The organism is Duganella sp. AC237 (assembly GCF_979254035.1).
Genome location: NZ_CEEDEW010000003.1, coordinates 6463611 through 6477195, shown reverse-complemented (window position 1 = coordinate 6477195; position 13585 = coordinate 6463611). Strand labels below are relative to the sequence as shown.

At 64.5% G+C, this 13585-nt stretch carries 14 protein-coding genes; 11 read left to right on the top strand and 3 right to left on the bottom strand.

What is annotated here, in order from left to right; genetic code table 11:
- Positions 1–11: 11 nt before the first annotated feature.
- Together AC0IYS_RS28575 and AC0IYS_RS28570 are read right to left on the bottom strand one after the other, a co-directional pair.
- Positions 12–1841: a DUF885 domain-containing protein gene (locus tag AC0IYS_RS28575; RefSeq protein ID WP_471708362.1), complete on the bottom strand. Its 1830-nt coding sequence runs from the start codon at positions 1839–1841 to the stop codon at positions 12–14.
- A 120-nt stretch (positions 1842–1961) separates the two neighbouring features.
- Positions 1962–2615, bottom strand: a complete 654-nt coding sequence (locus AC0IYS_RS28570; RefSeq protein WP_471708361.1) for a glycine zipper 2TM domain-containing protein — start codon at positions 2613–2615, stop codon at positions 1962–1964.
- 276 nt (positions 2616–2891) lie between these two features.
- Between AC0IYS_RS28570 and ychF the strand changes: the two genes are divergently transcribed.
- The 8 genes from ychF to AC0IYS_RS28530 all read left to right on the top strand — a co-directional run bounded on the left by ychF (position 2892) and on the right by AC0IYS_RS28530 (position 9261).
- Entirely contained in the window at positions 2892–3983 is a 1092-nt protein-coding gene (gene ychF, locus AC0IYS_RS28565) for a redox-regulated ATPase YchF (protein ID WP_471708360.1), read from the top strand.
- A 140-nt stretch (positions 3984–4123) separates the two neighbouring features.
- Positions 4124–4390, top strand: a complete 267-nt coding sequence (locus AC0IYS_RS28560) for a YlcI/YnfO family protein (RefSeq protein WP_471708359.1) — start codon at positions 4124–4126, stop codon at positions 4388–4390.
- Complete coding sequence (locus tag AC0IYS_RS28555) at positions 4387–4695, top strand: type II toxin-antitoxin system RelE/ParE family toxin (protein WP_471708358.1); 309 nt, start codon at positions 4387–4389, stop codon at positions 4693–4695. Before AC0IYS_RS28560 ends, AC0IYS_RS28555 begins: the two co-directional genes overlap by 4 nt.
- A gap of 122 nt (positions 4696–4817) precedes the next feature.
- Entirely contained in the window at positions 4818–6458 is a 1641-nt protein-coding gene (locus tag AC0IYS_RS28550) for an NYN domain-containing protein (protein WP_471708357.1), read from the top strand.
- A 114-nt stretch (positions 6459–6572) separates the two neighbouring features.
- Complete coding sequence (locus AC0IYS_RS28545; protein ID WP_471708356.1) at positions 6573–7424, top strand: MOSC domain-containing protein; 852 nt, start codon at positions 6573–6575, stop codon at positions 7422–7424.
- Positions 7425–7513: 89 nt separating this feature from the next.
- Entirely contained in the window at positions 7514–8692 is a 1179-nt protein-coding gene (locus AC0IYS_RS28540) for a GGDEF domain-containing protein (RefSeq protein ID WP_471708355.1), read from the top strand.
- 91 nt (positions 8693–8783) lie between these two features.
- The gene (gene relB / locus AC0IYS_RS28535; RefSeq protein WP_471708354.1) at positions 8784–9008 is read left to right on the top strand and encodes a type II toxin-antitoxin system RelB family antitoxin; all 225 of its coding nucleotides are present in this window, start codon (positions 8784–8786) and stop codon (positions 9006–9008) included.
- Complete coding sequence (locus AC0IYS_RS28530; RefSeq protein ID WP_471708353.1) at positions 8992–9261, top strand: type II toxin-antitoxin system RelE family toxin; 270 nt, start codon at positions 8992–8994, stop codon at positions 9259–9261. Before relB ends, AC0IYS_RS28530 begins: the two co-directional genes overlap by 17 nt.
- 49 nt (positions 9262–9310) lie before the next feature.
- Here the strand turns inward: AC0IYS_RS28530 and AC0IYS_RS28525 are convergent, their stop codons facing one another.
- Positions 9311–11293, bottom strand: a complete 1983-nt coding sequence (locus AC0IYS_RS28525) for a monovalent cation:proton antiporter family protein (protein ID WP_471708352.1) — start codon at positions 11291–11293, stop codon at positions 9311–9313.
- Between the two features lie 128 nt (positions 11294–11421).
- On the opposite strand from AC0IYS_RS28525, the gene AC0IYS_RS28520 reads away from it, so the two are divergent.
- Genes AC0IYS_RS28520 through lptC form a run of 3 tightly spaced genes read left to right on the top strand, consistent with a single transcriptional unit; the run spans position 11422 to position 13556 of the window.
- On the top strand, positions 11422–12420 hold the full coding sequence (locus AC0IYS_RS28520) for a KpsF/GutQ family sugar-phosphate isomerase (RefSeq protein WP_471708351.1): 999 nt from the start codon (positions 11422–11424) through the stop codon (positions 12418–12420).
- Positions 12420–12950, top strand: a complete 531-nt coding sequence (locus AC0IYS_RS28515; RefSeq protein ID WP_471708350.1) for a KdsC family phosphatase — start codon at positions 12420–12422, stop codon at positions 12948–12950. Before AC0IYS_RS28520 ends, AC0IYS_RS28515 begins: the two co-directional genes overlap by 1 nt.
- A gap of 12 nt (positions 12951–12962) precedes the next feature.
- Complete coding sequence (gene lptC / locus AC0IYS_RS28510; protein ID WP_471708349.1) at positions 12963–13556, top strand: LPS export ABC transporter periplasmic protein LptC; 594 nt, start codon at positions 12963–12965, stop codon at positions 13554–13556.
- Positions 13557–13585: the final 29 nt, after the last annotated feature.

Genomic DNA, 13585 nt, shown 5'->3' with positions numbered 1-13585 from the left:
GGGCCGCCTGTTTATTTGCTGGCGGCGATCCATTTGTCGACACGCGCCTCCAGGATCGGCAGCGGCAAGGTGCCGTCGCCGATCACCACCTGGTGGAATTTCTGGTAGCTGAACTTGTCGCCCAGCGCCGCCTGCGCCCGCGCGCGCAGTTCCAGGATTTTCAGCGAGCCGATCTTGTAGCTCAGCGCCTGCGCCGGCCACACCATGTAGCGCTCGATCTGGTTCTTGGCGCGCGCCTCGCTCCAGCCCAGCGTCTCGGCCAGATAGGCGATCGCCTGTTCGCGGGTCCAGCCCTTGGCGTGCATGCCGGTGTCGACCACCAGGCGCGCGGCGCGCAGCATCTCGGCGTTCAAGTGGCCGTAGTAGGCGACCGGATCGTCATACAGGCCCAGCTCGCGGCCCAGGGTCTCCGAATACAAGGCCCAGCCTTCGGTGTAGGCCGCGCTGTTGGGGTTTTCGGTGCTGAACTTGCGGAAGTCCGGCAGGTCCAACTCTTTCAACAGCGCGCCGTGCAGGTGGTGGTCAGGCACGCCCTCATGCAGGAACAGGCTGACCATGTCGACCCGGCTGTACTGCTTCGGATCGTTGACCACCGGCCAGAACACGCCCGGATGCGAGCCGTCCGCCGCTGGCGGGGTGTAGTGGTCGGAGGCGGTCGCGCGCGTCAACTCCGGTTCCAGATGCAATTCCATCTTCCCTTTCGGGATCAGGCTGAAGTAGGTCGGCAGCTTGGCCTGCACCGTCGCGTAGAGCGTGCGGTAGGCGTCCAGCACCTGCTCGTCGGTGGTGAAGATCTTGAACTTCTGTTGCGCCGCCATCCATTGCGGCAACTGCTTTTCGGGGCCGTCGTAGCCCAGCTTGGGGCCCAGCGCCGTCAACTGCTGCTGGATGCGCGCCACTTCCTTCAGTCCCAGCGCGTGCACCGCGTCCGGCGTCAGCGGCAGGTTGGTGCTGTCCTTGATGCGGGCGGCGTACCACGCGGCGCCGTTCGGCAGGGCGTTCCAGCCGGTGCTGGCGCGGCTGGCCGGCAGGTATTCATTCTGCAGGAAATCCACCAGGCGGGTCAGCGCCGGGGCGATCCTGGTATCGACCGTGTTCAGGTAGGCCGTCGTCAGCCTTTGCTTGTCGGCGGCCGAGAACTGCGCCGGCATGCGCGTGATGGGCGAATAGTAGACGCTCGTCTCCGGCGTGGCCGCGCGCAGGTTCTGGAACTGCGGCAGCATCGCCACCGTAATCGCCTTCGGCTGCACGACGCCGGCGCGAATGCCTTGCTTCATGTTGGCGATGGCCTGGTCTATCCAGACCGGCAACTGTTTCAGCCGGCTCAGGTAGGCCTGGTACTGCGCGACCGTGCCCAGCGGCTGCGAGCCGGTGCCGTCGGCATAATTGGCCAAGGTGCTGGGGACGTTGTCGAACTGGTTGAGCGGCAGCAGATGTTCCGGGAAGGACTCCAGCTGCATCGCGTTATTGAGTTCGTAGGACAGCAGGTCGTAGGTCAGCTGGTCCGGTTCGCCGAGCTGGTCGCGCCGCACGGCCATCAACTGCTTTTGCATCTGGCGGTACTGCGTGAACTGGGCGGCGCGCACGGCGGGAGAAATGGCCAGGCCGATTTGATCGTTGTAGCGGCTGTCGCCGTTGGCGGTGGCAAACAGCAGCGGATCGAATTTGCAGCGCGCGGTGTGGAACGCCGCCGCCAGCTTGGCCAGCTGTTTCTGCGCCTGGCTGGCTTGCTCAGTGGATGTTTGCGCGGCCTGGGCCGGCAACATGCCGACGCCGGCGCAAAGGAGGGTGGCGATCAGCGCGGAAGTCCGCAGCGAGGCGCGGCAACGGGTGTGGGGCATAGACATTTCCTGGTAAGCAGATAAGCCGCCATCGGGCGGCTTATCTTGACGTGGACAATCGTTCGCCAGGAAGTCTAGCACTAAACAATTCGCCGGGACATCGCCCGCATGCCCGGACGTTTAGTTTGCACGCAGGCCGCCGTCGACCACGCGCACGTCGTCGCCCTGGTGCCACGATGGTTGCTCAGTCTGGTGGAACTTGCGTACCGAACCGTCGTTCATGCGCACCACGATGTCGTAGCTCTTGTTGGCTTTGACGCGCCCTTCAATCTGGTTGCCGGCGACTGCACCGCCGATGGCGCCGGCCACGGTGGCCAGTTTGCGCCCGTTGCCGCCGCCAACCTGATTACCCAGCAGGCCGCCCACCAGCGCGCCGCCCACCGCGCCCACGCCGCTGCCCTCGGCACGGGTTTCGATTTCGTTGACGGCTTCGATCACGCCGCAGTTGTTGCATACCGCCGGCGCGCTCTTGACCGGGGTGTGTTTGACGACCGGCTTGTCGCGCACGACTTCGCGCACTGGCTCGCGTTCCCGGACCGGCTCGCGGACTTGTTCACGCACCGGTTCGCGCACCTGCTCGCGACCTGGCGCGGCCGGCGCGGTTTGCGTCACCAGCGGCTGGCCGTTGGGCGCCAGCGACGGATCCTGGTTCTGGGAGTTCGAGGAAGGCAGCCAGCCCATGATGGCGGCGACGCCGACGCCACTCACCAGCACAACGGCGGCCGCAGCGGCCATGATCATCGGGTGCAGCTTGGAATTGGATGTGTTATTCATTTTTCTACCTTTTATGTGTTGAGTGGCTTGTTTGACTACAAGCAACTAACGCGCTGGCCCCGAATCCGACTGACGCAGATTTCGTATCAAATGTAAGCAATTGTTCCTGGAATGCATGAAGCGGCCGGCTTTGGGCCTGTTTTTTTGATGACTGGGGGCGGGGGAGGTACAATTGATCCTTGAACGCTTTAAATAGCAGGAATATTCAGAAAACGCCCGCGTCGGCCGTTTTTCACCAGCCGCTCGCCGGCAACATTTGATTATTAAAGGTTTTCCATGAGTCTCCAATGCGGCATCGTCGGCCTGCCCAACGTCGGCAAGTCCACCCTCTTCAACGCCCTGACCAAAGCCGGCATCCCGGCTGAAAACTATCCGTTCTGCACCATCGAGCCGAACGTCGGCGTGGTCGAAGTGCCGGATCCGCGCATGGCCGCGCTGGCCGAAATCGTCAAACCGGAACGCATGGTCAACGCCATCGTCGAATTCGTCGACATCGCCGGCTTGGTGGCCGGCGCGTCGCAGGGCGAAGGCCTGGGCAACCAGTTCCTGTCGCACATCCGCGAAACCGACGCCATCGTCAACGTCGTGCGCTGCTTCGAGGACGACAACGTGATCCACGTGTCCGGCAAGGTCAGCCCGCTGGACGACATCGAAGTCATCCAGACCGAGCTGGCGCTGGCCGACCTGGGCACCGTGGAAAAAGCTATCCACCGCGAAAACAAGAAAGCCCGCTCCGGCGACAAGGACGCGGCCAAGCTGCTGGCCATCATGGAGCGCATCGTGCCGCACCTGAACGAAGCCAAGCCGGTGCGCGCCATGGGCCTGGACGCCGACGAGATGGCCCTGATCAAGCCGCTGTGCCTGATCACCGCCAAGCCGGCCATGTACGTCGCCAACGTCTCCGACACCGGCTTCACCAACAATCCGCTGCTCGACCAGCTGACCGCCTACGCCGCCACCCAGAACGCGCCGATCGTCGCCATCTGCGCCTCGATCGAAGCCGAGATCGCCGACCTGGACGATGCCGACAAGACCGAGTTCCTCAACGACATGGGCATGGAAGAGCCGGGCCTGGACCGCCTGATCCGCGCCGCCTACAACCTGCTGGGCCTGCAGACCTACTTCACGGCCGGCGTCAAGGAAGTGCGCGCCTGGACCATCCACATCGGCGACACCGCGCCGCAGGCGGCCGGCGTCATCCACACCGACTTCGAACGCGGCTTCATCCGCGCGCAAACCATCGCCTACGACGACTACATCCAGTACAAGGGCGAGGGCGGCGCCAAGGAGGCGGGCAAGATGCGCGCCGAGGGCAAGGAATACGTGGTCAAGGATGGCGACGTGCTGAACTTCCTGTTCAACGTTTAAACGGCAGCGATGCCCTCCGAAAACCGCGAAATTCGCGGTTTTTTTTCGAGTGCGCTTGCTGCTGACCTGATTCTCCTGAAACAGCTTGCGGGACGATGGGAAGCTCGCCAGAATGATGTGGACTCAATCAGGAGATACACATGAAAACGGCCACTTTTGCATCGTTGCGCTTGGATGCTGAATTGCGGCAAGCCGCAGAAGAAAGCTTGGAAAAAGGAGAAACGCTATCGAGTTTTGTCGAGCAGTCGGTACGAGACAGCGTTAGCCGACGTCAGCGGCAGAAAGAGTTTCTCGCGCGCGGGCTGGCGTCTCGCGATGAGTCGTCCCTGACTGGCGTATATATTGATTCGAATGCGGTCCTTGACCGGTTAGAATCGATGCTTGACAAAGCAAAGGCTGGGAAGTGACTTTCACAGTTCGCTTTACGCCGCAGGCGGAGAGCGATTTGGTTCGCTTGTATGAGTATATTCTCGAGCGTGATCAGACCGACTGGTCACTGGGTGAGCGGGCCTTGCAAGCTATTAGAAATGCCATTCAAAGCCTTGAGCGTTCGCCTTTTAGTTACCGCAAAGCCACGGTTGATAACCCCTTCCTGCGCGAGCTTGTCATCCCATTCGGCTCCGCCGGATACGTCGCATTGTTCGAAATAGACAACGCGCAGACGGTCACAGTGCTCGCGGTGCGGCACCAGCGCGAAGACGACTTCTTTTGATCGCCACTGCGGCCCACACGGCTATTCGCCGTGCGCAAGCAGTTGTTGGGTATAATCGTCGGATTGCCTGCGTCCGCTTTTCACGCCCGCCTCATTCCTTCACTAGAAAAAAATTACTCTTCATGGCTTCTTCCAACGATAACGTCAGCATGGCGCTGTTCTGCGATTTTGAAAACGTGGCGCTCGGTGTGCGCGACGCCAATTACGACAAGTTCGACATCAAGCCGGTGCTGGAGCGTCTGCTGCTCAAGGGCAGCATCGTGGTCAAGAAGGCGTATTGCGACTGGGACCGCTACAAGGCGTTCAAGGCGCCGATGCACGAGGCCAACTTCGAGCTGATCGAGATCCCGCACGTGCGCCAGTCCGGCAAGAACTCGGCCGACATCCGCATGGTCGTCGACGCGCTCGACTTGTGCTACACCAAGTCGCATGTCGACACCTTTGTCATCATCTCGGGCGATTCCGATTTTTCGCCGCTGGTGTCGAAGCTGCGCGAGAACGCCAAGAAGGTGATCGGCGTCGGCGTCAAGCAGTCGACCTCCGACTTGCTGGTGGCCAACTGCGACGAATTCATTTTCTACGATGACCTGGTGCGCGAGAGCCGCCGCGCCAAGCGCGATGCAGGCGAGGCCAGCAAGCCGGCCGTCAAGCGTTCGCCGGAAGAGGAGCGCGGCCGCCGCGAAGAGATGGACAAGCGCCGCAACCAGGCCGTGGAAATCGCCGTCAACACCTTCGAGGCGCTGGTGCTCGAACGCGGCGACAGCGGCAAGATCTGGGCATCCGTGCTGAAGGAGGCGATCAAGCGCCGCAAGCCGGACTTCAGCGAATCCTATTATGGTTTCCGCACCTTCGGCAACCTGATCGAGGAATGCAAGGCGCGCGGCCTGCTCGAATTCGGCCGCGATGAAAAATCCGGCGCCTATGTGTACCGCAGCAGCGGCTCGTCCAACGGCGCGCTGCAGGGCGCCGGCGAGACGCAGGCGTCCGACAATGTCGGCGCCGAGGCGCAGGAAGGCGGCAAGCAGGAGTCGCGCCGCAGCCGTGGCCGTGGCCGCACCGCCGCCGAACGCTTCGCCGAACGCCAGGCCGAGCGCCTGGCGCAACAGGCGCACGCGCACCCGGACGCCGACGATCGCAACACCGACGACGCCGACGCGGACGACAGTGCCCCGGTGGTGGAGGCCTATGCCGCGTGGCAGAGCGCGCCGGAAGCAGCCTCCGACCAGTCCGACCAGTCCGACAACGCGCCGGAAGCGCAGCCTTCGGCCCAGCCGGAATCTGACCGCAATCGCGGCCGTGGACGCGGCAACCGCGGCGGCCGCAAGCAGAACGAGCGCCATGGCGGCCAAGGCGCTGTCGCCGCCGCCGAGGCGCCGGTCGTGACCGAAATGACGGAGATGGCGGTCGATCAGCCGGTCCAGCCGCCGGTTGCCGAAGCCGACGCTGATGCGGTCCAGGACGCGCCAGCCGAAGCGATCGCGCCGGCGAAAAAGAAAAGCGGCGCCAAGCCGCCCGCCCGCAAGGTCAAGGCCGCGGCCAAACCGCAAGCGGAAGAGGGCAAGCCGGCCAAGGGCGCCAAAGGCGGCAAGGGTCGCAATGCCGCAACGGCGGGCGCCGCCGAGCCGGCCGCGATCTCCGTGGAGCCGGTCGCGCCGGTGGTGGTCGAGGCCGAAGCGACGCAAGCCGCGCCGGCCAAGCCCGCCAAGCCAAGGGCGCCGCGCAAGCCACGCGCCCCGAAGGCCGCCGCCGAGTCCGGGGAGTAATCGGCGAGTAATCGGCAAGGCCCGGCAAGGGGCGGCTATGGATCGTATAATGACAATGTTATGATCTTATTAACCGGTGCGGCGGACGCCGCCCATTAAGGTAGTCGCCTCATCATGCCCATCCTTTCCGCCCTCACGCTGTATCCGATCAAATCCTGCGCCGGCGTGGCGTTGCAGGACGCCACGCTGACCACGGCGGGGCTGATGACCGAGAAGATCTACGACCGCGAATGGATGGTCGTCGACGAGGACTCCGTGGTCATGACGCAGCGCGAGCACCCGCGCATGGCGCTCATCACTCCCACGCTGAAAGCCAACACGCTCGAGTTGCGCGCGCCCGGCATGCTGCGCCTGGAGATTCCGCTCGGCCTGCCCGACCCCGATTCGGCGCCGACCCTGTCTACGCAAATCTGGGACCACACCATCCTGGCCTACGACTGCGACGACCTGACCGCCGAATGGTTCACCAAGGCCATCGGCGTGCCGTGCCGCCTGGCGCGCTTCCACGCCAACGCCACCCGCGCCGTCAGCGAGACTTGGACCAAGGGGGTGCCGGCCACCACCTTGTTTTCGGACGGCTATCCGATCCTGGTGGTGGGCGAGTCGTCTTTGGACGACCTCAACGACAAGCTGCGTGCCGCCGGCCGCGCGGCGATCCCGATGAACCGTTTCCGGCCCAACCTCGTCATCGGCGGCATCGAGGCCTTCGAGGAGGACTACGCCGAGTCGTTCCAGATGGGCGACGCGCTGCTCAAACCGGTCAAACCGTGCCCGCGCTGCCCGATGCCGTCGATCGACCAGGCCACCGGCGTGTTCGGCCCCAACCCGCTCGACCTGATGCAAGGCTACCGCGCCAAGCCCGAACTCGACGGCGCCGTCTGCTTCGGCATGAACAGCATCCTGATCACCGGCGAAGGCCAACGCGTGCGCGTTGGTCAGGAAATCGTCGTTACACTGGCGTTTTAATGCACTTGGGCCGTCCAGGGCATTCCCAAGCGGCGCAACTTGGCGTAATGTTGCAATGACATGAAACCGGGTGAACAGTAAGGGCAATTATGACGCAAACCGCCACTGGCAAAGTAACGACGCCGACCGACCACGCAACGCGCGCGAACGATCTGGCGGCCGAAAACCAGGCTCTGCGGGCACGCATGGCGTATCTGCTGGAACAGGCCGAACGCAACCACTCGATCATGACGCGCCACCAGGCGTTCGACCTGAACATCGTGGGCGCCCCCAATTTCCCCGAGCTGGTCGGCACCATCTTCCGCGTGTTGCCAGTGATCTCCGAGCTTGACAGCGTGACCCTGACCCTGGTCGACGAGGGTGCCGACATCCGCGAGGTCATGCTCAAGCTCGATGTGGTGTTCGCCGATTTTCCCGACCTGATCTTCGTCGAGGAGCTCGACGGCCTCGGTTTCGACCTGGGCCAGCGCGGCCCGGGCGCGGCGCCACCCAAGCCGCTGTTGGGCATGTACGACGCGCAGCGCCACGCGCTGCCGTTCCCCAACGCGCCGGCCGGGCTGCAAAGCGTGGCGCTGGTGCCGCTGCTGCGCAACAAACGGGTCATCGGCAGCCTCAACCTTGGCAGCCGCGATCCGACCCGCTTCACGCCCAGCCTGGGCACCGACTTCATCGAGCATATGGCGTCGATCATCGCCATCTGCCTGGAAAACGTCATCAGTAACGAGATGCTCAAGTACATCGGCCTGACCGACTCGCTGACCGGCGTCTACAACCGCCGCTACATCGACCGCCGGCTGCTCGAGGAGATCGCCCGCGCGCGGCGCCAGTCGTATCCGATCTCGTTCATGTACATCGACATCGACCATTTCAAGCGCGTCAACGACACCGTCGGCCACGGCGGCGGCGACGAGGTGCTGCGCGAGGTGGCCACCCGCATCAAGAACGAGCTGCGCGCCTCGGACGCGCTGGCCCGCTTCGGCGGCGAGGAGTTCGTCGTGCTGCTGATCGACGCCAATCTGGAAAGCGCCGCCTTCGTCGCCGAGCGCATCCGCTCGAGCGTGGCCGGCACGATGATCGCGCTGTCGCCGTCGCTGCAACTGTCGGTGACGGTGTCGATCGGCGTGGCCTGCCTCAACCCCGGCGACACCGAGGGCGACCCGGTGGCCGTGGCGCGCGACTGGGTGGCCCGGGCCGACAGCCTGCTTTACGCTGCCAAGGACGCCGGCCGCAACCGCGTGGTCAGCGTGGCCCCGGCGGCGGCTGGATAAGCCAGTGGGAGGCGATTTTTGTCACCCGATCCACTGCTATACTTCCGAAGGAATCGATGATTCACATTCACACCCACCTGAGGAGTGCGCGATGCTGGCAATTCGCCTACCGCAAGATATCGAGGCCCGGCTCGACGATCTGGCCAAGCGTACCGGGCGCAGTAAGTCCTTTTACGCCCGTGAAGCGATCTTGGAGTATCTCGGCGATTTAGAGGATCGGTATCTGGCCGAGCAGGTCTCCCAGCGCATCCGTACCGGAGAAGAGCAGACCGCTACGCTCACCGAGGTCGAGGCGCGGCTTGGTCTGGCGGATTGACATTTCGGCCACCGCCGAGAAACAGCTCGGAAAACTTGATCGCCCGGTCGCGCAACGCATCCTTAACTTCTTGCGCGAGCGGGTGGCCGTTCTGGACGATCCACGTGCCATCGGCGAAGCGCTCCGGGGAGGGGCATTGGGGGAGTTCTGGAAATACCGGGTCGGCGACTGGCGCGTCATATGCGAAATACAGGACAAGCAGATCGTGATCACTGTCCTGAGCCTTGGCAACCGGCGCGAGGTCTATCGATAAGATCAAGCACGCCAACGGGATCGTAAGCGCGGCAGTGCCTAGGGCGGCGCTAGCGCAGCAACCGGCTCTCCGCCCGCGCGACGGCGTCGGCCACGCCGCGCACCACCACCACATCGCCCGCCTCCAGCACCGTGTCCGGCCCCGCGTCGAGCTGGGCCTTGCCGCGCCGGATGGTGGTCACCTCGGCGCCCGAGCCGGCGACGTCGAGCTCGCCGAGCGCGCGGCCGACTGCGGTGGCGCCGCCGTCCAGCGTGACCGAGTGTAGCCGCTCCAGGTCGGCGTCCTCGCCGGCGTCGCTGACGCCGCGGAAGTAGCCGCGCAGCGACGCGTAGCGTTCCTCGCGCGCGGCCTGCACCCGGTGCACCACGCGCCGCAGCGGCACACCCAGCATCACCAGCGCGTGCGAGGCCAGCATCAGGCTGCCCTCCATCAATTCCGGCACCACCTCGGCCGCGCCGGCCGCCTTGAGCCGGTCGAGGTCGGTGTCGTCGTGCGCGCGCACGATCACCGGCAACGTCGGCGCCAGCTCGTGCACCAGGTGCAGCACCTTGAGCGCCGACGGCGTGCTGGCGTAGGTGATCACCACCGCGCTGGCGCGGTAGATGCCGGCCGCGATCAGGCTCTCGCGCCGCGCGGCGTCGCCGTACGACACTTGCCGTCCGGCCGCCTGCGCCTCCTGCACCCGCTCGGGGTCGAGGTCGAGCGCGTGGTATTCGATGTTTTCCTCGCTCAGCAGGGTTGCCAGGCTCTGGCCGCTGCGCCCGAAGCCGGCCACGATCACGTGCTTGCTGGTGGACATGGTGCGGCTGGCGATCTTGGTCAGCGCCAGGGATTGCATCATCCATTCGTTGCTCGACACCTTCATGACGATCTGGTCCGATTTGGCGATGATCAACGGCGCCACCAGCATCGACAGCACCATCGACGCCAGCACCACCTGGATGATGAACGGGTCCATCAGCTTGCTGCCGCCGGCCAGGTTGAGCAGCACGAAGCCGAACTCGCCGGCCTGCGCCAGCGCCAGGCCGGTGCGCATCGAGACGCCGTCCGACGAGCCGAACAGCTTGGCCAGGCCGGCGATCAGCGCGAACTTGAGCAGCACCGGGCCGCCCAGCAACACCAGCACCAGCCACCAGTTCTCCAGCACCAGGCGCACGTTCAACAGCATGCCGATCGTGATGAAGAACAGCCCCAGCAGCACGTCGCGGAAGGGCTTGATGTCCTCCTCCACCTGGTGCCGGTATTCGGTCTCGGAAATGAGCATGCCGGCCACGAAGGCGCCCAGCGCGAGCGACAGCCCGGCGCGCTCGGTGATCCAGGCCGCGCCCAAGGTGATCAAGAGCAGGTTGAGCATGAACAGCTCCTGCGAGCGGCGCTTGACGACGATGGTGAACCAGCCGCGCATGAGCCGGTGGCCGACGAACAACAGCAGCGCCAGCACGATGACCGCCTTGACGCCGGCCCAGGCCAGGGTCTCGACCAGCGCGTCGGGGCGCTGGCCCAGCGACGGGATCAGGATCAGCAGCGGCACCACGGCCAGATCCTGGAACAGCAGGATACCGATGATCTTGCGGCCGTGTTCGCTTTCAAGCTCAAGCCGCTCGGTCAGCATCTTGACCACGATGGCGGTCGAGGACATCGCCAGCGCGCCACCGAGCGCGAACGAGGCTTGCCAGCTGATTTGTAGGGAGGGGGGCAATTGGGTGGCGATAGTCCAGCCGAACAGCATGGTGGCGCCGATGGTGCACACCACCTGCGCCATGCCGAGCCCGAAGACGATGCCGCGCATGGCCATCAGCTTGGGCAGCGAGAACTCGAGGCCGATGGAGAACATCAGGAACACCACGCCGAACTCGGCCAGTCCGTGGGTCGCCTCGCTTTGCTCCGCCCAGCCCAGCGCGTGGGGGCCGATCAGGATGCCGACGGCCAGGTAGCCGAGCATCGGCGGCAGGTGCATCATGCGGAAAGCGACCACGCCCAATACGGCGCTGCCGAGCAGTATCAGGGTCAATTCCAGGGGTGAAAACGTCATTTCAACATAGCCGGTAAAATAATATTTAGTTGTTTGTCGCCAAGGCCCGGCGTTATGTTTTGACTGGCAAGTTTTTTGCTTTCTCAATTCGGCTATACTTGGGTATGAGTGTAACCCATGAAAAAACAATGCTGAAAGCTTTTGACGCAAAAACGGCCGGGCACGCGTTGCGGTTGGCAAGTGAAACGTTGCAAAACGAGGCCGACGCCATCGCCGCGCTCAACGCCCGCCTGGGCGACGACGACAGCGTCGTGCGGGCCATCGAGCTGTTGCTGAACTGCAAGGGCAGGGTGGTGGTGTCGGGCATCGGCAAGTCCGGCCACATCGCCCGCAAGATCGCCGCGACCCTGGCCTCGACCGGCACGCCGGCGCTGTTCGTGCATCCTGCCGAGGCGGCCCACGGCGACCTCGGCATGGTCACCGCCGACGACGCCTTCATCGCCATTTCGTATTCCGGCGAGAGCGCCGAACTGATGACCATCCTGCCGGTGGTGAAACGCATGGGCAGCAAGGTCATCGCGATGACCGGCAAGCCCGGCTCGAGCCTGGCCGGCATCGCCGACGTGCACCTGAACGTGGCCGTGGCCAAGGAAGCCTGCCCGATGAATCTGGCGCCGACGACGTCGACCACGGTCACCCTGGCGCTGGGCGACGCCCTGGCCGTCGCGCTGCTGGACCTGCGCGGCTTCCGCGAAGAAGATTTCGCGCGCTCCCATCCGGGCGGCGCGCTGGGCCGGCGCCTGTTGACGCACGTGCGCGACGTCATGCGCAGCGGCGACGACGTGCCGAAGGTCGGCGCCGACGTCAAACTGACCGACGCGCTGCTGGAGATCACGCAAAAAGGCATGGGCATGACCGCCATCGTCGACGCCGACGGCAAGCCGGTCGGTGTGTTCACCGACGGCGACCTGCGCCGCATGATCGAGAAGGTCCAGGACTTCACCAAGGTGGTGATCCGCGACGTGATGCACCCGAATCCGCGCAGCATCTCGCCGGAAAAACTGGCGGTCGACGCCGTGGCCGTGATGGAGCAGTACCGCATCAACCAGATGCTGGTGACCGACGCCGACGGCAAGCTGGTCGGCGCGCTGCACATCCACGACCTGACCCGAGCAAAGGTGATTTGATGACCGAGCTGACTTATGTGGAACGCGCCGCGCGCGTCAAACTGATGATTTTCGACGTCGACGGCGTGCTCACCGACGGCAGCCTGCACTACGGCGCCGAGGGCGAAGCGTTGAAGACCTTTAACGTATATGACGGCCTGGGCATCAAGTTGCTGCAGGAGTCCGGCGTGCAGACCGCCATCATCAGCGCGCGCATCTCCCCGCAGGTGGCCAGGCGCGCCGCCGACCTGGGCATCGGCTTTGTGCACCAGGGCGGCCACGACAAGCTGACGCCGTTCAACGCGCTGCTGGAAAAGACCGGCCTGACGGCCGAACAGGTCGGCTTCATCGGCGACGACATCGTCGACCTGCCGATCCTGACGCGGGTCGGCTTCGCGGTGGCGGTGCCGGGCGGACGCAAGGAAGTGCTCGAGCGCGCCCACCACGTGACGGTGGCGCAGGGCGGCCGCGGCGCGGTGCGCGAAGTGTGCGAACTGCTGCTGCACGCGCAGGGCACGTACGAGCGCGTGCTGGCGCAGTTCATGGTGTGACGGAGTGTAATCATGCGTAAAAGAACAGCACATCGCTGGCAGCTCACGCTGACGATGATCATCGGCGTGTTTGTCGCCGTCGGCAGCTTTTGGCTGGTGCAGGTTGTCAACCAGTCCGGCCAGGAGCAGCAGGCGGACCAGTTCCTCAACGAACCGGACTACATCATCGACCGCTTCAGCCTGGTGCGCATGACGAAGGAGGGCAAGCCGGCCTACATCATCTCCGGCGACAAGCTGACGCACCGCCCGATCGACGACTCGTCCGACATCGACAAGCCGTTCCTCAACAGCCTGTCGGGCCAGCAGCCGCCGATGACGATTCACGCCGAGACCGCGCGGGTCGACCAGAACAACACACGTGTCACGCTCAACGGCAACGTCGACGTGGTGCGGCCGGCTTCGCCCAAGGCCGAGGCGATGCGCCTGCAAACCAGCACCTTGACCGTGTTCCCGGACGAGGAACGGATGGAAACCAAGGCGCCGGTGCAGATGAAGCTGGGCAGCACGACCTCCAGCGGCACCGGCATGAAAACCAATAACGCCACGCGCCAGCTGCAACTGGGCGGACGCGGAACGATCACGATGCCGCCCAAGGCGCCGCGCTAAATCAATACAAGATACGACAAGAGACAGAT